General features: G+C 61.1%; 19 protein-coding genes. 8 read left to right on the forward strand and 11 right to left on the reverse strand.

Annotation, left to right across the window (positions count from 1 at the left end; all coding sequences use genetic code 11):
• Nucleotides 1-28: 28 nt before the first annotated feature.
• The 10 genes from GOQ25_RS01595 to coq7 all read right to left on the reverse strand — a co-directional run bounded on the left by GOQ25_RS01595 (nucleotide 29) and on the right by coq7 (nucleotide 12,944).
• Complete coding sequence (locus tag GOQ25_RS01595) at nucleotides 29-1,162, reverse strand: glycosyltransferase family 4 protein (protein WP_160348686.1); 1,134 nt, start codon at nucleotides 1,160-1,162, stop codon at nucleotides 29-31.
• The gene (locus GOQ25_RS01600; protein WP_236844445.1) at nucleotides 1,159-2,397 is read right to left on the reverse strand and encodes a glycosyltransferase; all 1,239 of its coding nucleotides are present in this window, start codon (nucleotides 2,395-2,397) and stop codon (nucleotides 1,159-1,161) included. The genes GOQ25_RS01595 and GOQ25_RS01600 overlap by 4 nt, the downstream gene beginning before the upstream one ends.
• A complete protein-coding gene (locus GOQ25_RS01605) occupies nucleotides 2,394-3,518 on the reverse strand; it encodes a glycosyltransferase family 4 protein (RefSeq protein ID WP_160348688.1) in 1,125 nt (374 codons plus the stop codon). Before GOQ25_RS01605 ends, GOQ25_RS01600 begins: the two co-directional genes overlap by 4 nt.
• Nucleotides 3,515-5,443, reverse strand: coding sequence for an asparagine synthase (glutamine-hydrolyzing) (asnB, locus tag GOQ25_RS01610; protein ID WP_160348689.1), 1,929 nt, complete (start codon nucleotides 5,441-5,443; stop codon nucleotides 3,515-3,517). Before asnB ends, GOQ25_RS01605 begins: the two co-directional genes overlap by 4 nt.
• Nucleotides 5,444-5,488: 45 nt before the next feature.
• Nucleotides 5,489-6,610, reverse strand: a complete 1,122-nt coding sequence (locus GOQ25_RS01615; protein ID WP_160348793.1) for a glycosyltransferase family 4 protein — start codon at nucleotides 6,608-6,610, stop codon at nucleotides 5,489-5,491.
• 11 nt (nucleotides 6,611-6,621) lie between these two features.
• The gene (murJ, locus tag GOQ25_RS01620; protein ID WP_160348690.1) at nucleotides 6,622-7,983 is read right to left on the reverse strand and encodes a murein biosynthesis integral membrane protein MurJ; all 1,362 of its coding nucleotides are present in this window, start codon (nucleotides 7,981-7,983) and stop codon (nucleotides 6,622-6,624) included.
• 12 nt (nucleotides 7,984-7,995) lie between these two features.
• A complete protein-coding gene (locus GOQ25_RS01625; protein ID WP_160348691.1) occupies nucleotides 7,996-9,021 on the reverse strand; it encodes an SDR family oxidoreductase in 1,026 nt (341 codons plus the stop codon).
• A 10-nt stretch (nucleotides 9,022-9,031) separates the two neighbouring features.
• Nucleotides 9,032-10,306, reverse strand: a complete 1,275-nt coding sequence (gene tviB, locus GOQ25_RS01630; protein WP_160348692.1) for a Vi polysaccharide biosynthesis UDP-N-acetylglucosamine C-6 dehydrogenase TviB — start codon at nucleotides 10,304-10,306, stop codon at nucleotides 9,032-9,034.
• Between the two features lie 82 nt (nucleotides 10,307-10,388).
• On the reverse strand, nucleotides 10,389-11,483 hold the full coding sequence (locus GOQ25_RS01635) for a glycosyltransferase (protein WP_160348693.1): 1,095 nt from the start codon (nucleotides 11,481-11,483) through the stop codon (nucleotides 10,389-10,391).
• Between the two features lie 783 nt (nucleotides 11,484-12,266).
• The gene (coq7, locus tag GOQ25_RS01640) at nucleotides 12,267-12,944 is read right to left on the reverse strand and encodes a 2-polyprenyl-3-methyl-6-methoxy-1,4-benzoquinone monooxygenase (protein ID WP_370519861.1); all 678 of its coding nucleotides are present in this window, start codon (nucleotides 12,942-12,944) and stop codon (nucleotides 12,267-12,269) included.
• 189 nt (nucleotides 12,945-13,133) lie between these two features.
• Between coq7 and GOQ25_RS01645 the strand changes: the two genes are divergently transcribed.
• Genes GOQ25_RS01645 through GOQ25_RS01655 form a run of 3 tightly spaced genes read left to right on the forward strand, consistent with a single transcriptional unit; the run spans nucleotide 13,134 to nucleotide 15,112 of the window.
• On the forward strand, nucleotides 13,134-13,574 hold the full coding sequence (locus GOQ25_RS01645; RefSeq protein WP_160348694.1) for an OsmC family protein: 441 nt from the start codon (nucleotides 13,134-13,136) through the stop codon (nucleotides 13,572-13,574).
• 43 nt (nucleotides 13,575-13,617) lie between these two features.
• Nucleotides 13,618-14,589: a thymidylate synthase gene (locus GOQ25_RS01650; RefSeq protein ID WP_160348695.1), complete on the forward strand. Its 972-nt coding sequence runs from the start codon at nucleotides 13,618-13,620 to the stop codon at nucleotides 14,587-14,589.
• Between the two features lie 34 nt (nucleotides 14,590-14,623).
• Nucleotides 14,624-15,112, forward strand: coding sequence for a dihydrofolate reductase (locus GOQ25_RS01655; RefSeq protein WP_160348696.1), 489 nt, complete (start codon nucleotides 14,624-14,626; stop codon nucleotides 15,110-15,112).
• Between the two features lie 17 nt (nucleotides 15,113-15,129).
• Here GOQ25_RS01655 and GOQ25_RS01660 read toward each other — a convergent pair whose 3' ends face one another.
• Nucleotides 15,130-16,554 (reverse strand): PLP-dependent aminotransferase family protein, encoded by a 1,425-nt coding sequence (locus GOQ25_RS01660; RefSeq protein ID WP_160348697.1) that lies wholly within the window; start codon nucleotides 16,552-16,554, stop codon nucleotides 15,130-15,132.
• 605 nt (nucleotides 16,555-17,159) lie between these two features.
• Between GOQ25_RS01660 and dctP the strand changes: the two genes are divergently transcribed.
• The 5 genes from dctP to GOQ25_RS01685 all read left to right on the forward strand — a co-directional run bounded on the left by dctP (nucleotide 17,160) and on the right by GOQ25_RS01685 (nucleotide 21,230).
• Nucleotides 17,160-18,164, forward strand: coding sequence for a TRAP transporter substrate-binding protein DctP (gene dctP / locus GOQ25_RS01665; RefSeq protein ID WP_160348698.1), 1,005 nt, complete (start codon nucleotides 17,160-17,162; stop codon nucleotides 18,162-18,164).
• Nucleotides 18,165-18,230: 66 nt separating this feature from the next.
• Nucleotides 18,231-18,794 (forward strand): TRAP transporter small permease subunit, encoded by a 564-nt coding sequence (locus tag GOQ25_RS01670; RefSeq protein ID WP_160348699.1) that lies wholly within the window; start codon nucleotides 18,231-18,233, stop codon nucleotides 18,792-18,794.
• A complete protein-coding gene (locus GOQ25_RS19640) occupies nucleotides 18,787-19,494 on the forward strand; it encodes a TRAP transporter large permease subunit (RefSeq protein WP_160348700.1) in 708 nt (235 codons plus the stop codon). The genes GOQ25_RS01670 and GOQ25_RS19640 overlap by 8 nt, the downstream gene beginning before the upstream one ends.
• Entirely contained in the window at nucleotides 19,461-20,096 is a 636-nt protein-coding gene (locus GOQ25_RS19645; RefSeq protein WP_370519862.1) for a TRAP transporter large permease subunit, read from the forward strand. The genes GOQ25_RS19640 and GOQ25_RS19645 overlap by 34 nt, the downstream gene beginning before the upstream one ends.
• A gap of 234 nt (nucleotides 20,097-20,330) precedes the next feature.
• Nucleotides 20,331-21,230 (forward strand): polysaccharide deacetylase family protein, encoded by a 900-nt coding sequence (locus tag GOQ25_RS01685; RefSeq protein WP_160348702.1) that lies wholly within the window; start codon nucleotides 20,331-20,333, stop codon nucleotides 21,228-21,230.
• Nucleotides 21,231-21,248 lie beyond the last annotated feature (18 nt).

A 21,248-nucleotide genomic window follows, 5' to 3' on the forward strand; every position in this document is an offset into this window, starting at 1 on the left:
AGAGATGCTTGACGGCGCGGCAATGCTCTTAGCGCGCTTGCCGCAACGTTTGATACAGCTCCAGGTGCTTGGTGCACACGTCCTCGATATCGAACTCGCGCTCGGCCAGTGCACGCCCCGCCGCGCCCATCCGTTGCCGTAGCAACGTGTCCTGAGCCAGCCGCGCAATTGCGGCTGCCAGGGGCTTGGCATCGTGCGAGGGCACCAACAACCCCGTCACATCAGGCTCAATAGCATCACGACACCCCGGCACATCGGTGGTGACTACGGCGCGGCCACAGGCCGCCGCTTCGATCAGCGAGCGGGGAAGCCCCTCGCGATAGGAAGGTAGCACGGCGATATGGGACGCCGCATACAACCGGGCGATATCGCTGCGCTCACCCAAGGGCTCGATGATGCCCTCGTCCTGCCACGCCCGCACATCCTCCGCAGTCACCGAGGCCGGATTGCCCGGATCAATGCCCCCGGCTAACAACATCCGAACATGCACATTCTGCCGGCGCAGAATGCGAGCCGCTTCGACATACTCCAACACGCCCTTGTCGCGCAGCAAACGCGCGACCATCAAGGCCACGACCGGCGTGGGCGGCTCGGCAACCGCGGCGTACTCCGACAGGTTCACGCCGGAACCTCGAATCATCACCACCTGCTCGTCGCGCACTGCCCCCAGCTTGCTCAGCACATCACGGTCGCTGGCGTTCTGAAACACGATGCGGCTATTCGGATGACCAAGCGCGATGCGATACAACACGGTTACCACCCGGCGCACGAGTTCGGCCTTGGCCCCACGCGAGACGAAGACGAAACCTAAGCCCGATATCGCGGAGACCATGCCCGGTACGCGGGCCAGTCTTGCCGCAACCCCACCATAAAGCACTGGTTTAATGGTCACCAGGTGCACGATGTCTGGCCGAACCCGCCTGAACAGGCGATACAACGCAAGCATCGTCTTCAGTTCGCTAAGCGGATTCTTGCCGCTACGCGTCATGGGGATGACGTGGTGCGTCATACCATACGACTGAATACGCGCCACGCTGTCGCCGTCCATGGTCGCCACATGCACCTCATAGCCCTCGCGCTGGGCGGCCAGGGCCAGCGGCAGCCGGTGCGATAAAAAGAACGCCGGATTGTTGACGACAAACAGCAGACGCGGTCGGTTCATGATGACTCCTTCGCACCCCGGCGCGAGATGCGACGCCAGACTGACTCGTACTGAGCGACCATATGGGCCAGATCGAATTCGGCGAGCACGCGTGCACGTCCGGGGCCTCCCACGGCATCGCGGCCGCGCACCGTGATGTCCTGCAGCGCCCGGGCGATACCGTCAGCCAAGGCTTGCGCGTTCTCCGGCGGAACGACCGGGGCAGTCTGCCCGACGATATGCGCGGCGTCGCCCACGTCGGTGACGACGCAAGGAGTACCACAAGCCATGGCCTCCGCGACCACATTAGGAAAACCTTCCGCGCAACTCGACAGGACGTGAATGTCCAATGCATTCATGACGGCCGGCACGTCATCGCTGGGGCCGAGCAATAGCACCCGATCACCCAACCCCAAACGCTCGACCATCGCACGCAGCGCGGCATTGTCGAGGGTCATACCCCGTCCGATTAACGCGCAGCGTATGTCGGCAGCCCTGTATCCAGGGGCATCGGCACGAGTCGTCGTGATAGCCCCGCCCACGCCGTCATCCGCGCCGGGCTGATATCGCTGCACCAACAACGCCATTGCACCGAGCAGGTTGCCATGGTCCTTCAGGGGGTCCCAGCGCGCCACACATCCGATTACCGACGTCGTATCCGACACCTGCCACTGTAAGCGCATACGTTGACGGGCTTGCGCATCGGGCTGATAACGCGACAGATCGTAGCCATTGGCGATCACGGTTAAACGATCCGCGCGATAGCCGTATTGCTCGTGACGCACCGCCGAATCGCGCGCTGCGCATACGATCGCTGCAGGAATTCGACCAGAGAGCATCGCGCATAGCTTCAAGACCAGTCGCGCGGAACGGCTGCTGCGCTGCAAGTGCGCACCGGAGTTGCGTATGCCCCAGGCGATGGCACGCACACCCGCCAATCGCGCCGCGATGCCGCCGATCAAATCGGCGTGGTACATCCATGTCTGCACGGCATCCGGCCGTTGCTCGATCAGCAGGCGACGCAATCTGGCTAACCCACTGAGACTAACGCGCCCCCGCGCCATGCCCAAGGTGTGGACGGTGACGCCGGCAGCCCGCAAACGTTCACCGTACACACCGTCATCGGTCAGCGAAATGACGGTGTGCTCAACGGGCTGCCCGGCAAAAGTGGCCAGCCGGAACAACACGGCCTCTGCGCCGCCCTGCCCCAGGCCGGTGATCACATGGGTAACGCGCAACGGCTCGCCCGTGGTCATGCCTTGCCTCGCACCGTCTCGAACAAACGATCCCATTGCGCCAGCACCGCAGGCAGCGCATAACGATCGCGCACGGATTGCGCGGCGCGCAGGCCCAGGCTATGACGCAGAGTCGCGTCGGCCATCACGCGGCGCATGCCATCGCGCAGTTTGTCCCGATCACCCGCGGGCACCAGGATCGCGTCCTGACCATCACGGGTCATCTCACGCGGGCCGCTAGGGCAGTCGAATGCGACGCAAGGCAGACCCAGCGCCATCGACTCCAACAACACGTTAGGAAACCCCTCAACCGCGGAGCTCAACACAAAGGCATGACCTTCGGATAACGCTTCCCAGGGCGCATCGGTGCGTCCGGGCAGCTGAATGCGATCCACTAACCCCGCGGACTCGACGCGCCCCCGCAGGCTGTCCCGATCGGGCCCCTCGCCCCAGATCCACAAGTCCCAATCCGGATATGCGGTCGCCAACTGAGCGAAGACATCGATCAACAGATCAAACTGTTTAGCGGGCACGAGCCGTCCCATCGCCAAGAGCCGCTTGCGCGGCGTCTCTGCCTGCGCATCGACTAGCGGGGCATCCAATAATGCGGGTGGCAAGGGATTGGGAATCACTTCCAGGCGGCGCATGCCGGGCACCTGCCGGGAGAATGGCCCCACGGTGTCATCGGCCTGTACCGTGACCATGTCGGCCTTCGGATACAAAAAGCGCCGCGCCTGAGACCAGACACGGCCCGTCGTCGTTTCCGCGACCGGATTCGTGCGCTCGCAGACAATCAGTGGCACGTCCAGCTTGCCCAGGACCTTGGTGGCCAGAATGGCCGCGACGTTCACATTGGTCAGAAACGACACCACCACATCGGGTTTTTGCTCGATGATGAGTTGGCGCAACGCGCGCAGTCGCGTCCACGCCGCCAGCGGCCCGCCATGACGCGTGCCCGCGCGATCGGCCAGCCAAATGAGGTTCACCGCATCTGAAACGGGATAAAAACACGTGCCCTTGGAAGAATACGTGGGCACCAATGTCACGGTATCGCCGCGCTCAGTCCAGGCGTTCACCAATGTGGCGGCCACCCGTTCGGCGCCGCCCGCGTGCATGGAACTGACCAGCAGCAATATCTTCATCGTCGTGTATCCTTTTGTCCAACCATACCGGCGTGATAGCGATCCAACCAGGCCTGCATCATCAGCACGCCCCACAGACGGCTGCTCCAGTCGCGATGCCCGGAAACGTGCTCACGCCACTTCTGCAAAATCGGCTCGGGCTCGAACCAGCCCTCCTGACGCAGCCGCTCCGGTTGTAGCAAGGACTCTGCCCAGTCGCGTAACGGTCCACGCAACCACGCGGCCAAGGGCACCGCGAATCCGCGCTTGGGACGATCTACCAGGGCTTGAGGCACATGGCGGTAAAGCACCTGACGCAGCAGCCATTTGCCAGTGTTGCCCCGGACCTTGTACTCGAAAGGCAAGCGCCAGGCGAACTCATAGACACGGTGATCCAAGATGGGCACACGCGTCTCCAGGCTCACGGCCATGGCGGCGCGATCCACTTTCACCAGGATGTCGTCGGGCAAATACGTCACCGTATCGAGCTTCATCATGGCATCGAAGACCGAGCCCTCCAATCGTTGCTCGAACAACGAGGGCGGCTCGACGCCCCCTTTGACGACACGGGCGGGATCGGCCCAGTAAGACACGAACTGACGATAGAAATCGCCATGACGGTCCGTGCGCAGCAATTCACCGAGTTTGCCGACCTTGCCGCGCCACGCGCCACGCCCAGGCAGAGACGTCGAAGCACTGAGCATCGCCCCCATCAGGTGACGTACGGGACGCGGATATCGTTCGCATTTCGCCCACCAGTCACGCACCCGGAAATACCGCGAGTAGCCGCCAAACAGCTCGTCGCCACCATCGCCGGACAATGCCACCGTCACATGCTGACGCGCCATGCGCGTGACCAGCGACGTGGGGATCTGCGATGAATCCGCGAACGGCTCGTCATACATATCGGCCAGCGTGGGCACCACGGCCAGCGCGTCGTCAGCCGTCACATAAAGCTCGGTATGATCCGTGCCCAAATGCTTGGCCACCGCTTTCGCGTGCTCGGCCTCGTTGTACTTTTTCTCGTGAAAACCGATGGCAAAGGTGCGCACCGGTTGCGAGCTCTGCGCCTGCATCAACGCCACGATGGTGGACGAATCGATCCCACCCGAAAGAAACGCGCCCAGGCTGACGTCCGACAGCATCTGCCCACCCACTGCCCTGGACAACACGGCCTCTAACTCATCGGCCGCGTGCGCATCGGAGGCGAAATGACTGCGCGTCTGCAAGCCGGCATCGGCCATCTGCATCGCGGACCAGTAGGCGACATGTTGAGGGACACGAGCGCCTTGCACATCAGCCTCGCTGACCTCCAGCCAACTGCCAGGAGTCAGCTTGTAGATGCCTTCGTAGATCGATTGCGGCGACGGAATATAGTTGTGCCGCATGAGCGACGCGATCGCGCCGCGATTCAGCTCACGGCCAAAACCTGGGATGGGCATCAGCGCCTTCAGCTCCGAAGCAAATACGAAGTTGCCCCCCGTAAACCCATAGTAGAGCGGCTTTTCGCCCATGCGGTCTCGCGCAAGCGTCAAGCTGCGCCGTTCACGATCCCATAGCGCGATAGCAAACATACCCACCGTCTCTTGGAGCGTTTTCTCCACGCCCCAGGCACTGAATCCCGCCAGCACGGTCTCCGTGTCGGAATGCCCGCGCCACTGCGGGGCATGGCCTGCCTGTTCCAACTGCGCGCGCATTTCGAGATGGTTGTACACCTCGCCATTGAGCACCAGCACGTACCGGCCACACGCCGACACCATCGGCTGATGACCCGCTTCAGACAGATCCAGAATCGCCAGACGGACATGCGCCAGCGTGATGCCAGCGTTCAGGTCCTCCCAGAGACCATGACTATCCGGGCCACGATGCTGTATGCGCCGGCAGCTGTCGGCCAGCACTTGCGCCTTATCGGGTAAAGCTCCCCAGATTCCGACTATTCCACACATGATGGTCTCTTTTGCGTGCGTCCGGACGATGCCGCGCCAAACTAGTTAGCCCGCGCGCCGCACATCGTCAAAAAGTTGTTGCCACATACCCAGCACCCGCTGGGCGGAAAATCGTTCGCGTGCGTCGATGGCACGCGCCGCCATGGCCTCGCGGGCCGCGCTGTCACGCATCAGCGTCGATAGCGCCGCCGCCATAGCGGCCACATCGCCGTTGGGTCGCACCAGCACTCCGTCTATGCCATCGCGCACGACTTCGCGCGGTCCCGTGTCGCAATCAAAGCATACCGCGGTCAAACCGCTGGCCAGCGATTCCAGCAGCGTATTGGACAAGCCCTCGAATCGGGAGCTCAGCACATAAAGATCGGATTGCGCGTACCAGTCTCCGACATTGCCGACGCGGCCGGGCATCGATACCCGCGCCGAAAGGCCCAGCGCGTCGATCTGCGCCTGCAAGGCCTGTCGCTCGCTGCCCTCGCCCAGGATGATCAAATCCCAGTCGGCATGCGCTTGCGCGACACGCGCGTAGGCCTGCAGCAGCAGATCGAATCCTTTATCAGTATGCAGTCGTCCGACCGCCAGCAGCCGGCGACGCCCGTTCGCGGCAGGCGGCATCACAACCGGCTCGCCTCGCGTCAACGGCCAATGCACGGGATTCGGAATCACCGCCAGGCGCGAACCTGGCACGTGCTGATCCAGCCAATCCGCCGTACCGCGCGTCAACGCCACCACGCGCGCGGCGCGCGGATAAGTCAGACGGCGCAAACGCTGCCACAATCCAGACAGCATCTGCGACGGCGGATGGGTATGTTCGGTGGCAATCACCTGGCAGGGCAGACCGCGAGCGGCCAACACCGCCAGCACCGAGGCGGTGGTCATCATGCCCAGCACGATGTCTGGCTGAAACTCGCGCAACACCTCGCGCAATGCGCGCACGCGGCGCACATTCGCGACGATGCCGCGCAGTCCGCCGCCCTCGCCGGCGGTGTAGAGGATCCGCCGCTGCACGTTCGGGTGCAGCGTATAGGCGTCATCGCGATCGTCGGCCTGCGTGACCACCATCACCGGCCAGCCCGACTCGGCCCAGTGCGCGCTCAGATCCGCGGCGACGCGCTCAGCGCCGCCGCCATGCAGCGAGTGAATAAAGATCAGGACACGCGGCACAGGCATCGTCGTATCGTTCACACCGCCTCCTTGGCAACAGGCGGATCAGGGCGTTTTAGCGCCACCACGAGATAACAGGCAAAGGACAAGGCATACATCAATGCCGTGGCCAACATGATTCCCGCGGTGCCCATATGGTCGGCCAGCACACCATTCAACGCCGCCTTGAGCAAAAAGTTCGCCACGGCGATAAAAGCCATGACACGGTAGCGATTCTGACTCGCTAGAAGCTGCACCAGGATCAAAACACCGAAGTAAAACGGCAATTGCAGCAGGCCCCAGCGGAACACCTCGGCCACCATCTGCGTATCCTGAGCGGTGAACTCACCACGCTGAAACAACACCGCAACGCCCCACGGCGCCAATGCCCAGGCGATCGCCACCGCGACGGCCCCCGCTCCCAGCATCAGGGCCGACCACTTCAACGCCATAGTCCGCGCGCGCGCCGCATCGCCACGGCTTTGCACATCGGCCAGCACGGGCAACGCGGCACGACCCACCGACACCGCGCCAATGCCGATCAACAGCGACAGCAGCCGGGCTGCATACCCCAACGTCGCGTTGGCGTTATCGCCTAACTGCGCCGCCGTATATTGATCCAAGGGCCCGACGAAGCTCATCGCCACTTGCCCCACCAGCATGATGCCTGCGGCGCTAACGAGTTCGGGCCAATGCGGCGATTGCAGACTCAACCTGGGCGAGCCCCAGAACCCACCATCCGCACGCGCGGCCAGCCACGCCAGCCACGCAGTCTGAATGGCATAACCGACCAAGGTACCCCACAACAATGGACCGACATCATTGACGGACTGCGCGGCAAGCATCACCCAAGCCAGCGTAGCAATGGCGGGCAAACTATCGAGCAGCGTATTGACGTGCCGTTCGTGGGACCGCAGACGCGCCCCACTGATGCCCGCCACCAATAACAGCGCCGCCACCGGCGCGAACGCCAGCAGCAGTTCGGTGCTCATGCTCGACACCTGGGCCGACAGCCCGCTGCCGCCCCAGCGCAACACCCACGGCCAGGCAGCGACCGTCAGCCCGGCTAGCACAACGCCGACCAACAGCACCCAACCCTGCAATTCGCGCACGAACTGATTGCGTTCAGCGCCCCCAGTGCGCTTGAGGCGCACCAGGACTGGGATGAGCACCACGCCCAATACGCCCACGATGGTCGATGGCAACCAGCTCGCCAGTGTCATCGTGAACTGGTAGGCATCCACGGCGTCGCTCACGCCGTAGCGGTAGGCGACGGCCATTTCCTTGACCGCGCCGGCGGCCTTACCCAGGATCAAAAAGATCGCTACCCGAAACGCCGCCTTGAAAATGCGCTGGTGATCAGGATGGATCGCATTGACTCTGCGAATGAGCGCTTTCAAGATAAAAATCGATCAGCGCAGGAATTTGACATACCAGGGCATGGCGACCTCCAGCCCACGCAGGATGTCGTAGGCCGGGGAGTAACCCAATAGCTTTTCCGCCTTGCCAATATTGGCTTGCGAATGCCGCACATCGCCGGGACGGAAATCCCCATACACGGGTTTCTTTTCATACCGCACGCCCTGCTGGCCCAAGGTCTTCGCCAGATAGTCGAACAGCTGATTCAGCGTGGTACGACCGCCGAAGGCGACGTTATAGACCTGATCGCGCGCCTCGTCACTGGCTACCGCCGCCAACAGATTGGCTTGCACGGCGTTATCGACAAAGCAGAAATCACGGCTCGTCTCGCCATCGCCGTTGACCCTGACGTCCTCGTTGAGGATCATGGCCGCCGTCCATTTCGGAATCACGGCGGCGTAAGCGCCATCCGGATCCTGGCGCTTGCCGAACACGTTGAAATAACGCAGACCCACGCTGCGGAACCCATACGAACGCGCGAACACATTGGCGTACAGCTCGTTGACGTACTTGGTCACCGCGTAGGGCGACAAGGGATTGCCGATGTTTTCTTCCAGCTTGGGCAGCGCCGGATGATCGCCATAGGTCGAGCTCGATGCGGCGTACACAAAGTTCTTGACCTTGGCATCGCGCGCGGCGACCAGCATGTTCAGAAAACCGCTGATGTTCACCGCATTCGTCGTGATCGGATCGACCAGCGAGCGCGGCACGGAACCTAGCGCGGCCTGATGCAACACATAATCGACGCCCTCCACCGCGCGCTGGCAATCCGCCAATTCGCGAATATCGCCTTCGATAAACGTAAAGCGCGCCCACTGTTCGGCGCTCACGGAATCGCGTACCTCATCGAGGTTGCGCTGATAACCCGTCGCGAAATTATCCAGACCGACCACGGTCTGATTCAGCTTGAGCAGCGTCTCCAGCAGGTTAGAGCCGATGAATCCGGCGCAGCCGGTCACCAGCCATTTGGCAGGCGACGCTTGCAGTTCGCGCTGGATGCTCTCGTAGCGATTAGACATTCATACCTCCTTACAGACGCAGGTCGGATTCGCTGGGCTTGAGCACGTACTTCAAGTCATACAAGACATGCTTCGGCTTGCCGAATTCGCGAATCGCGGCGGCACCCATTTTCACGAACTGCTCATGCGAGACGGCCAGGATAATGGCGTCGTACTTGCCGGCTTCGGGCTTGGCGATGGGCTCGATGCCATACTCGTGCACGGCTTCCTGCGGATCGACCCACGGGTCATACACGTCCACATCGACGTTGTACTCGCCCAACTCGTGCACGATGTCCACCACGCGCGTATTGCGCAGGTCGGGGCAGTTTTCCTTGAACGTCAGGCCCATCACCAGCACGCGCGCGCCCTGCACATGGATGCGCTGCTTGGTCATGCACTTGACCAACTGCGACACCACATAGCCGCCCATGGAGTCATTCAGGCGGCGACCCGCCAGGATGATCTCGGGGTGATAGCCAATCGACTGCGCCTTATGCGTCAGATAGTACGGGTCCACGCCTATGCAGTGGCCGCCCACCAGACCCGGGCGGAACGGCAGGAAGTTCCACTTCGTACCGGCCGCTTCCAACACAGCCTCGGTGTCGATGCCCATCTTGTTAAAGATCAGGGCCAGCTCGTTGATCAGCGCGATGTTGACGTCGCGTTGGGTGTTCTCGATGACCTTGGCGGCCTCGGCCACGCGGATGCTGGATGCTTTGTGCGTGCCGGCAGTGATGATCTCGTTGTAGAGTGCATCGACCAGATCGGCGACTTCCGGCGTTGAGCCGGAGGTCACTTTCTTGATGGTGTTGACGCGGTGAGCCTTGTCGCCCGGGTTGATGCGCTCGGGGCTATAGCCGGCGTAGAAATCTTCGTTGAACTTCAGACCCGACACACGTTCGAGCACGGGCACGCAGTCTTCTTCGGTCGCGCCCGGATACACGGTCGATTCGTAGATCACGATATCGCCGCGCTTGAGCACTGAACCGATGGTCTCGCTCGCCTTGATGAGCGGCGTCAGATCCGGATTCTTATATTGGTCGATCGGCGTGGGCACCGTCACGATGAACACGTTGGCTTTGCCCAATTCGGCACGATCGGACGTATAGGTCAGATTCTTGGCTTGCGCGAGCTCGTCGTCTTCGACCTCCAGCGTGTGATCGTGGCCGGCCTGCAGCGCCTGGATGCGTTTGACATTGATGTCGAACCCGATCACCGGACGCTTTTTGCCGAACTCCACGGCCAGGGGCAGCCCGACATAACCAAGGCCCACCACGGCAAGTTTCACTTCATCGATACGCAAGATCGCTCTCCCTTTGCCGCTTTACGATCGCGGCATTGCAAATAGGAACGGGAATTGTAACAACGGCGAGGCAGTGGCCTGCTCAGTGCGCCCTTGGCAGCAATAGCCAGGACGGGCGACGCCAGGACACGAGCCGGACGTACAGCCAGATATAAACCGCTGCGAACACCACCAGGCTCAGGCAGAGTATCCAGGCGTTATCCCACCATATCGTGGCCGGCACCAGCCCGATCAGGGCCAGCACCCACATATAGGGGGACGCCAGGGCGTTGCACAGAGCCGGCACGGCATGGCGACGATCACGGCTGAACGTCACCCGCACCAGGCGGCGAAAGACCAACTGATGCAAGTGCAACGCATCCGGCTGATCCACCGGCACTCCGCGTTTGAAGCGCCTGCGCCAGATTGAAAACCCCGTTTCGAAAACCGGATAAAACAGTACCGCCAGCGCATAGAACGGCGATACGGAAGGATTACGCACAACCAGCAAGACGGCCAGTTCCGCGAGCATGAAACCCAGAAAATACGCACCCCCGTCGCCCAGGAACACGCGGCCGAACGGAAAATTCCACACCAGAAAGCCCAGCGTGGCGGATGCCAGGGCCGCAGCGATCATAAAGATCGGCATATCGCCCACTTGCAGCGCCACCAGGGCAATCGAGACCGACATCAAGGTTGCGACCATCCCGGCTAAGCCGTTCATCCCGTCCACGATGTTGAGCGCGTGCGTACAGCCCCCCACCGCGAACATGGTGAAAAGCAGCGATACCGGCCAGAACGACAGCACCCAATCCACAGGAGCCATGCCGACACGGCTGACGCCGCCCAGCAACCACCACGCAATCGCGGCGGATAAAAAAGCGGCAAGCAGGCGCTTACTGGCGCCAATGTCCTTGGTAATGTCTTCGAGCAGCCCCGCGACGAACACGGGCAAGGCCGCGACAAACAGCGCAGGCCATAGCCAAGTCAGCGTCATGTTGCTCGGCCCGAGCACGAGCAGCCCCGCCAAGGAACCAGCGAGTACCGCAAGTCCACCCACGCGAGGCGTGGCACGCGAATGCGAGGCCTGAGGCTTATTTAGGTCGCTGTCACCGGTAAACGCGCCATGCCAGCGCTCGGAGGCGACGATTAGGCCCCCGACCATGAACGCCACCACACAGATATATAACCAAGTCACAACAATACCTTAGCAGGTGGAGGTAAGGAGCACGACATTATCGACACCGCGTGTAACACCCGTATATGAGGGGCATGAACAAGTGAAAGGTGTCCCCTCAGGATGTAACAATTGAAGCGTACTCTGCAGGGCCACCCGCAGCGTGAGGGAATTGTAATCCTATTGCCTCCCTCCGATACGCCCAGCCCCCATGTCACGCCCAGGGCGCGCGCCTTTTTACCCGGGCGTGGCTTTGCGGCCACAATCGTCTTGATCCTGGAGATGCAGGAAGGGGTGATGAGGCAGGGCGATTTCGGTGAGTGCAGAGAACGGCAGTGAGGGGGGGGGCACTGCTTACAACACCAGGCGAGCGAGCGCATAACGAAAAAAAAAGCCCGAGATCGTAAGATCTCGGGCTAAATCCACCAAAGGAGGAGGGTGGAGGAGACAACCGTGGCATGTTGGGGCAACTCTGAGGGTCTTGCCGCTACGCTTCGGGGTTTTCACCGCGCCGCTGCGTTATCAACATCCATGTACGAATATTAGCCGATCGTTTTGTGCGACGCAAGATGTTTTTTGGAAATTTTTTGGGGCCGCGATTTTTGTTGTGATTACGCCGCAATGCGGTCCCCGACTGCGCTGACAACAAGCATCTACGTGCATCAGGGCGTTTCCGGAAAGGGTAAACCCTTGCGGGCTTACCCTAAATTTTTCAAGCGCTTAGACTCACTCGGCGACTCTCTATGACCCCTGCCAATCGCGGTAATTGTGCATTGCACAATTACCGCGATCCGAACATCCAACTTAAATCCGGTAGGCGGTCGTCGTCATCACGCGCGACATCAGCCGCATCACACCGCGCACGGGTGCTGGCAATGGCACGCCGCCCGCCTCTTCGGCGTTATGCCGGTGCTGGGCCTCGTCTTCTTTCATCTTGTCGACTATCTCTCGGGAACGAAGATCGCTGGGCGGCAAGGTGCGCAGGTGACCGTCTAAATGTTCCTCGACCTGACGCTCCGTCTCGGCCATAAAGCCCAGATTGCGCGGCACGCCGGCCACGCTGGCCAAAGCCCCTAACGTGAATGAACCGGCATACCAAAGCGGGTTCAGCAAACTCGGGCGGCTACCGAGCTCTTCGAGGCGCTGGGCGCACCACACCAAATGATCCACCTCTTCGGCCGCGGCCTGTTCCAGCAAACGGCGCGCCGACGCATCGCGGCAGGCGGTGGCCTGCCCACGATACAGCGCCTGTGCGCAGACTTCACCCACGTGATTCACTCGCATCAGCCCGGCGGAATGCCGCTTTTCCTGCTCGGTCAAGGGCGGTTGGGGCTCTGCCGCTTGTGCCGGATAGGCGCGCGAGGCGGTCGCGGCACCCGCGAGCACGCGCAGGGCACGGTCGACTTCACCAATCAAACCGTCGAGTGGACCGCGCCGGCGTGCAAACGGGACAGCAACGGAATTCATGGTGACATCTGGCATATTGAGACTCCTGAGCATCTGCATCTGTAATCTAGGGTTCCCCCTAATTGTAGGGAAATTGGCTAGTGTCGGCCTTCCTCGTTCTATAACGCTGCTTTAGCATGTACCGCTCCCGACCCTGCGTCCTGGACGGCTGACCCCGGGTTATCATCGAGGTTTTCTTCGCGACTTACGAACGAGGGATTTTTCATGGAATGCACCATCAACTGGGGTGGCCCGGACGGCATGCTGTTCGTCGCGCAGACCGGCAGCGGCCATGTCGCCGCCATGGACGGCGCGGTTGAAGGTGGCGGGCATAATCTCGCCCCGCGCCCCATGGAAATGCTGCTGGCCGGCACCGGCGGCTGCACGGCCTACGATGTGGTCCTGATCTTGAAGCGCGGACGTCACGCCGTGACGGGCTGCTCGGTCAAACTGGCCGCGGAGCGGGCAGAAACGGACCCTAAAGTGTTTACCCGCATTCATTTTGCGTTCACAGTGACTGGTAAGAAATTGCCCCGCGCTGCCGTGGAACGCGCGGTACAACTGTCCCATGAGAAATACTGCTCCGCGTCGGCCATCCTGGAAAAAACCGCTGAACTCACGTTCTCGGTAGAAGTGGTCGACACCGACGAAACGCCCGCGGCCTGACGGCTGCGGGACCACGCTTGCTTCGTGGGCGCCTGGCTTTGCTATGAAACAGTACCTTTCGCTAATTCAATCCATCCTGGATCACGGTGCGTGGCAGGAAAACCGCACGGGCATCCGGACCTTGTCCCTGCCCGGCGCGGCGTTGCGGTTCGACCTGCAACAGGGTTTCCCTGCGGTCACCACCAAGAAGCTGGCTTTTAAATCGGCAATTGGCGAGCTGGTCGGTTTCCTACGCGGGGCGCGCAGCGCAGCGGAGTTTCGCGCGCTGGGTTGCAAGGTTTGGGACCAGAATGCGAACGAGAACGCAAACTGGCTCGCCAACCCGTACCGCGAGGGCCCGGACGATCTGGGGCCGGTCTATGGCGTTCAATGGCGACGCTGGCCGGCGTACAAGCTGCTGCCTCGGACGCAGAGCACGCAGATCGAAGATGCGTTGGGTCGGGGCTACCGCCAAGTATCCGAGGTAGACGAAGCCGGCGTGCCGCATGTGTTGCTGTACAAAGCGGTGGACCAACTGCGTCAGTGCCTGGACACGATACATACCAACCCGCAGGACCGACGCATTCTCTTTCATGGCTGGAACTGGGCACAGATCGAGGAAATGGCGCTGCCGCCTTGCCACCTGCTCTATCAGTTCCTGCCTAACGCCAGCACGCGCGAGATATCACTGTGTCTATATATACGGTCCAACGATGTCGGGCTGGGCACGCCGTTCAATTTGACCGAGGGCGCGGCGCTGCTGCATCTGGTGGGCCGGTTGACGGGGTATCGCCCGCGCTGGTTCTCGTATTTCATTGGCGACGCGCATATTTACGAGAATCATATGCCCATGCTGCGCGAACAGCTCAAGCGCGAGCCGTATGAATCGCCGCGCCTGGTGCTGTCGGACCGCATCCCGGACTATGCCGTCACGGGTCAGTACGAACCCGATTGGCTCGAGCGCGTGGAGCCGGGTGATTTTGCGTTGGAAGGCTACAGGCATCACCCGCCATTGACCGCGCCCATGGCCGTATAACGACTGCGACGCTGACTTCATCGAGGCCGAACCTATGCCGCCTACCCTGACCCTTGTTGTCGCGTATTCGGATAATCGCGTCATTGGACGCGACAATGCGTTGCCCTGGAAGCTGCCGGGCGACCTCGCGCATTTCAAGCGCACCACGCTGGGCAGCCCCATCATCATGGGACGCAAGACCTGGGAATCGCTCGGACGCCCGCTGCCGGGCCGCACGAATGTGGTGGTGACTCGCAATGCGGATTACGAGGCGCCGGGCGCCGTGGTGGCCACGACCTTGCAGGCGGCAATCGATGCCTGTGGGAACGTGCCGCATGCGTATGTGATCGGCGGCGCGCAGATCTATGAGCAAGCCATCCCGCTCGCGCAACGCGTCATCGCCACCGAAGTGCGTGCGCATGTGGAAGGCGATGCCTTTTTCCCGGGACTGGCCGCCGCGCATTGGCGTGAAACCTCGCGCGAGCCACAGCCGGAAGAGAACGGCTACCACTACGAATTCGTGGTGTACGAGCGGCGCGACTGAGGCGATCAGGCGGCACGCTAGGCTGATTTCATTTGCCGCACCTGCTCAAGAAAGCGCCACAGTTGGGGCGCTTGTGAATAGGCGACGTTGAACCGCATCCACGGAATGTCGGCCTCGTCGGGATCGAAATACGATCCCGGCGCGAGCCAGATGCCGTCTTTGAGCGCGGCCTCGGCCAACGTATTGGCGCTGCACGCCCAAGAGTCTGGCAACCGCGCCCACAAAAATAAGCCCGCATGCGGGCGCGCCCACAGTGTCAATCCCAGTGCATCCATGTGCTGCGCCACCACCGCGTGTGCCTGCGCCAGCCGCTCGCGTGTGCGCGCGATATGCGCGCGATAGCGTCCCTCGCGGATGACCTGATGCACCACACGCTCCATGATTTCGGGCGAGGTCAAGCCGACCGCCATTTTGGTGCGAGCGATGTCGCGCACCAGATCGCGATGCGCGGCGATATAACCCACGCGCACCGAAGGGCTGATCACTTTCGAGAACCCGCCCAGATACACTACACGCCGTGCTCCATCGAGCGCGGCGAGCATCGGCGCGGAGGTGGTCACGAGTTCACGTGATATATCGTCCTCGATCACCCAGAACTCTTGTTGCTCGGCGAGCTGAAGCACGCGAAAGGCATTCGACATGCTCATAACGGCGCCAGAGGGATTTTGCAGCACGGTGTTGACGAATAACGCGCGCGGACGATGAGTCTGCGCGGCTTGGGCCAGCGCCTCACAATCCAGACCGTCTGCCGTGCGAGGTACGCTGACCATCCGAACCCCAGCTAGCCGCAACATGGGCAGCAGGTTGGCATAACAAGGATGTTCGACCAGCACGGTATCGCCCGGCCGCAGCAAAGTACGTATGACCAAGTCCAAACCATGGGTCACCCCTTGCGTCAACACCACCTGGTCGAGCGTTACATCCAGGCCATGCGCGCCGAGCCCGGACGCGACGGTGTCGCGCAAGGGGGCATAACCATAGGGATGCCCGTAACCCGCGATGCGCAACGCGGGCACGCGCCCCAAGTGCCGTAGCGCCTGATGCAGGCCTTCCTCGTTTAACCATTCACCCGGCAACCAGCCGCCACCCGACTTAATGGCGATGGAGTGATCGGCAAAGATGTCCGATAACAGCCAGCTCGCATTCAACCGCGGCGGCACCCAGGGAGCAGGCTCGCTCGGCGCATGCGCATCCCCCTGTGGCGCGACGCGGTATCCGGCGCCGGGTCGCGCCGTTAACCAGCCCTGATTGACCAGGCGACCATAGGCGCTAGCGACGGTAAATGTGCTGACGCCGTACTTGCGTGCGAACTCACGTACCGAAGGCACTGCCATGCCGGGGCGCAACCGGCGGTTCTGGATCGCGGCGGCATACGCGTCCACCACCTGATCGACCAGCGTAGGTCCCTGATTGCGCGCGCGAACCGGCTGAAAATCAAACATGGCAACTGCGAGTCCCAAGGGTGCGTCCGGCCGACGAAGGATGAGCGCAGACCGATGAACGTTCGCGCTGATTTTATATGTCGGGCGGCGCCATCGGGTGAAAAGTAGCTAGCTGAGCAAATGGGTGATGGCGCGCTCTCGCGCACCACAATAAGGCATCTCCGCCCCAAGTTGAGCCAAAACCGCACGCCGACAAAGTGCGATCTGCACCAGGCTTGTGCGGCGGGGCCGCCCTACCGTTCCAATGTAAAAAAGTTTGTTTTCGTATAGGATTATCGGCGATAATTCGCGCGCCAAAAAAGCAAAGCAACACGAGGCTATTCCCCCCTGAATTTCAATAAAGGCATGAAATAAGGGGATATTTGGCGCTACTTTGCAGCTTTAGAAGCAACTACGCCCAGCGACGACAGGCTTTTTATCGTATACGATATATGCGTATTCTCTTTTTAATCCTGGCACGACCGAGACCAAAATATCAGGATGGTCACACGTCAGACTGGTGGTCAGTGAACCAGGGTTAAGGCAGATGAATGCGCGACCGGCTGGCCCGAACGACACTCTGTTTACCCACAACCTTTTTTCCCTCAAGCACTAAAGGAGTTTCCATGAAGCGCTTTTTGGCCGCGACCGCGTTCGCGCTGCTTCCCGCTTTGTCCATGGCACAGGCGGAGTACAACCTGCGCTGGGCGCACTATCTGCCTGACGGCCCGTTCCTCGAGGTCGAAAACCAGTTCGCTAAGAACGTCGAACAACGCACCAACGGCAAGGTCAAGATCAACGCGACCTACGCTGGCGGCTTGGGCAACGTGAGCGAAATCTTGGCTCTGGCTGGCCGTGGCGCGGTGGACTTCGCAACGGCGCCCGCCGGCTACTATCCGGACCGCCTGCCGCTGTGGAAGGCCTCGCAACTGCCCTTCGTCTTCGAGAGCCCCAAACAGGCCATCGAAACGCTGCAAACGCTGCGCAAAGAGTTCCCCAGCTTTGACGCCGAAATGAAGAAGATGGGTATCCGCTTCTTGTTCCAGCAACCGCTGGGTTCGTACTACTTCCTGGGCAACCAGGCAGGCTGCGATACGCTGGCTGGCATCAACGGCAAGAAAGTGCGTGCGTTCGGCGCAGACATTCCCAAGATCGTCTCCGCGGCCGGCGGCGTGCCGGTGACCCTGTCGACGACCGAAATGTACGAAGGCCTGCAACGCGGCGTGGTGGACTATGCCAACGCCGACGTGGGCAACCTGGCCTCGTTGAAGCTGTATGAAGTGGGCAACAAGATCTGTGGCCCCATCATGACGTTCACGGGCCACATGATGGCCGTCAGCGATCGTACCTGGACGCGCCTGCCCAAGGAATACCAGGACATCATCGCCGAGGAAGCAGCCGCTGCTCAACAGCGTTATCTGGAGTGGGTTGACGCCAACAACCAGAAGGCTATCGGCGTGATCAATGAAGCGGGTATCGAGATCGTGCCCTTCAACCCCGATGACATGGCCAAGTGGAAAGCCGCCGCGCCTGACCTCATCGAGGGTTGGGTACGTGAGTCGGCCAAGCGTGGCCAAGGCGACGAAGCCGCGAAGATCGCTGCTCGTTGGCGCGAACTGCTGGCCCAATAAGCCCGTCGCGGCCTAGATGGCGTGGCCCGGCCGGGCCACGCCGACTTCAAACCTGAAGCGAACCCCATGTCCTCATTGTCTCGGTTATTAGAAAAACTGGCTTGGGCCACTGTCGTAGTTGGCGGCCTGGGATTGATGATGTCCATGTGCCTGGGTGTCGCCGACGTCGTCGGCACCTATGTCGGACACCCCGTGCCCGGCGCATATGAACTTACTGAGAGCACGATGGTGCTCGTCGTCTTTGGTGGGTTGGCGTACGCGCAGATCAAGCGCAAGCACATCCGCGTCGAATTGCTCTACCAACATATGTCGCCCCGCGTGCAGTCGACGATGGATATCGTCGCTGACCTGGCTGCGCTGGTGTTCTTTGCCCTCCTGGCCTGGCAAGGCTGGAATGAAGCGCTCTATAGCTGGGAGATCGATGAGGCGACGAATGGTCTGGTTCGTTTTCCGTTATACCCGGCCCGATTCGTCCTGGTGTTCGGCTCGGTGCTTTTCCTGATTCAGATGTTTCTTGATTTGCTCGAAGACATCGGTCGATTGCTGACCGGCGTCGGCGGTCGCAAAGAGGATCTCATCACAGACGAAATCAAGGCGCTCATGGAAGAAGGAGAACAACGCCGTGCTTGATCCCGCAACCACTAGCTTGATTTGCGTAGGACTGTTGTTTCTCCTACTGGTGATCGGCGCGCACATCGGCGTGGCATTGGGTATTGCCGGCGTGCTGGGCATGTACCTGACGATCGGTCCGGACGCTGCGTGGGCGCAGCTGGCCATGGTGCCGTTCGCCACGACCAACTCCTTTATGTTGGCCACGATTCCGCTATTCATCCTGATGGGCTCATTCGCGACACAGGCGAACCTGACGACGGACCTTTATCGTGCCGCTTATACCTGGCTGGGCCGCTTGCCCGGTGGCATGGCGATCGCGACGACCTTGGCCTCGGCGGCCTTCGGTGCGGCATCGGGCTCGACCATAGTGAACGCAGCCGTGTTCACGCGCATGGCGCTGCCGGAAATGACCCGCCTGGGCTATGACAAGCTGCTGAGCTCGGGCTGCATCGCCGCCTCGGGCACATTGGCCGCGCTGATTCCTCCGAGTATCTTGATGGTGGTCTACGCCATTATCACGGAGCAATCGATCGGCAAGATCATGCTGGCCGGCCTGGTCCCCGGACTGCTGACCGCGCTCGTGTTCATGGGCGGCATCTATGTGCGTGGAAGCTCAAGCCTTCGCTTGCGCCCATGCCGAAGGAAACCTTCACCTGGGGTGACCGTTTCAAGTCGCTGTCCGGTGTGTGGGGCATTTGTGTTCTGTTCGCGCTGGTGATCGGCGGCATTTACGCAGGCTTGTTTACGCCGACCTTCGCGGGTGCGGTAGGCGCGTTTGGTGCACTGGTGATTGTCGTATGCAAGCGCCGCCTGACCAAGCAGGCAGCAGTTGAAATCGTCAAAGACGCAGGCATCAACAGCACGACGATCTTCATCATCATTATCGGCGGCATGCTGTTCGCGCGTTTCCTGACCTACACCGGTATTGTCAACGACGTCACGAACTATTTGATCTCGCTGGAACTCGCGCCGATCACCTATCTGCTTTGCTTCATCGTGGTCTTCCTGATTCTGGGGATGTTCATCGAAGCCATCGCGATCATGGTGATGACCATGCCGGTGATGTATCCGGTCTTGATCGGCGTGGGCTATGACCCGATCTGGCTGGGCATTATCTCGGTGAAGCTGGCGGAAATCTCGCTGTGCACGCCGCCCGTGGGCTTGAACGTGTACGTGGTGCGCAGCGCCTCGCCGGTGCCGCTGAGCCTGGAGAACGTGTTCGCGGGCGTCACGCCGTTCGTGGTGATGGATTTCCTGGTGCTGGCATTGCTGGTGGCTTTCCCGGAAATCGTGACGTTCTTGCCCAACATGATGTCGTAACGAGGTTCCAAAGGCATACGAAGGCCCGAATCCGGACACTTCTAAAGCCGAGGCGATAACCCGTCGGTCTCGATGCTCACACATCGAGACCGACAACGCATTACAAGTCGGTGGATACGCCCATTTGCGCCCAACGGCGGCGGGGTGACCGCAGCGACATTACGCAGACGACTGGCAGCGCAGCGCCACGAAAGCGCGCGCATTGTTTGAATTTATTCGTGGAGAAGCAAACACATGACGCTCGAACATCACGGAAGGTATGAATATCGAAACATCGACCAGCGCCCGACCTACGAGTGGCCTAACGGCACACGTCTGGCCGTTTTCGTGGCGATGAACGTTGAAGTGTTTCGATTTGGCAAGGGCAAGGGCGCAGCAATCGCGCCGCCCGACCAGGCGCAAAGCCCCAGCATTTACTCGTACCGCGACTATGGCAACCGCGTGGGCTTCTGGCGACTGATGGATATGTTCCGCGAGATGAATATCCCGCTCGAACATCAGCTCAATACCGCCGCGTACGACCTGCATCCGGACATCGTCGAGCGTATCCGCGAACATGGTGACGAGATTCTGGGGCACGGCCATACCAACTCGGACGAGCAAGCCGCGGTATCCGTGGAGGAAGAGCGCGCGCTGATCGAACAATGCACGGCCCGCATCACCAAAGAGGAAGGCCATGCTCCCACGGGCTGGATGAGCCCCTGGTTCTCCAACTCCGACCAGACGCTCGACCTGCTGCAAGAGGCTGGCTATAAATACGTGATGGACTGGACGTCCGACGACCAGCCAATCTGGGCCAAGACCCGGAATGGCAAGATCCTCTTGATGCCCTACCCCATCGAGTCCAACGATAACCGCGCCTTGGTGTGGTTCCGTTATAGCTCCAAAGAATACGCGGACATGCTCATCGACGCGTTCGACGAGATGTTGGAGCAGTCCAAGCGTCAGCCCTTGGTTTGCCCGATTGCGCTGCATCCGTTCGTGGTGGGCCGCCCCTACCGCCTGCCGCAGTTGCGCCGTGTGTTCGAACACATTCAAAAGCACCGCGACCAGATCTGGCTGACCCGCCCGGGCGATATCTACCGCCATGTGGCCAGCTTGCCCCCCGGCACGGTGCCCGGCGACCAATACTGACGTGGGCATTTAGCCTGC

Origin of the sequence: Bordetella sp. 15P40C-2, assembly GCF_009763235.1 — a bacterium.
Taxonomy (GTDB): domain Bacteria; phylum Pseudomonadota; class Gammaproteobacteria; order Burkholderiales; family Burkholderiaceae_B; genus Bordetella_A.

Bases quoted from the DNA above. Each gene is read 5' to 3' on its own strand.
- GOQ25_RS01595 (WP_160348686.1), bottom strand. From the start codon at position 1,162: ATGAACCGACCGCGTCTGCTGTTTGTCGTCAACAATCCGGCGTTCTTT.
- GOQ25_RS01600 (WP_236844445.1), bottom strand. From the start codon at position 2,397: ATGACCACGGGCGAGCCGTTGCGCGTTACCCATGTGATCACCGGCCTG.
- GOQ25_RS01605 (WP_160348688.1), bottom strand. From the start codon at position 3,518: ATGAAGATATTGCTGCTGGTCAGTTCCATGCACGCGGGCGGCGCCGAA.
- asnB (WP_160348689.1), bottom strand. From the start codon at position 5,443: ATGTGTGGAATAGTCGGAATCTGGGGAGCTTTACCCGATAAGGCGCAA.
- GOQ25_RS01615 (WP_160348793.1), bottom strand. From the start codon at position 6,610: ATGCCTGTGCCGCGTGTCCTGATCTTTATTCACTCGCTGCATGGCGGC.
- GOQ25_RS01625 (WP_160348691.1), bottom strand. From the start codon at position 9,021: ATGTCTAATCGCTACGAGAGCATCCAGCGCGAACTGCAAGCGTCGCCT.
- coq7 (WP_370519861.1), bottom strand. From the start codon at position 12,944: ATGCCAGATGTCACCATGAATTCCGTTGCTGTCCCGTTTGCACGCCGG.
- GOQ25_RS01645 (WP_160348694.1), top strand. From the start codon at position 13,134: ATGGAATGCACCATCAACTGGGGTGGCCCGGACGGCATGCTGTTCGTC.
- GOQ25_RS01650 (WP_160348695.1), top strand. From the start codon at position 13,618: ATGAAACAGTACCTTTCGCTAATTCAATCCATCCTGGATCACGGTGCG.
- GOQ25_RS01655 (WP_160348696.1), top strand. From the start codon at position 14,624: ATGCCGCCTACCCTGACCCTTGTTGTCGCGTATTCGGATAATCGCGTC.
- GOQ25_RS01660 (WP_160348697.1), bottom strand. From the start codon at position 16,554: ATGTTTGATTTTCAGCCGGTTCGCGCGCGCAATCAGGGACCTACGCTG.
- dctP (WP_160348698.1), top strand. From the start codon at position 17,160: ATGAAGCGCTTTTTGGCCGCGACCGCGTTCGCGCTGCTTCCCGCTTTG.
- GOQ25_RS01670 (WP_160348699.1), top strand. From the start codon at position 18,231: ATGTCCTCATTGTCTCGGTTATTAGAAAAACTGGCTTGGGCCACTGTC.
- GOQ25_RS01685 (WP_160348702.1), top strand. From the start codon at position 20,331: ATGACGCTCGAACATCACGGAAGGTATGAATATCGAAACATCGACCAG.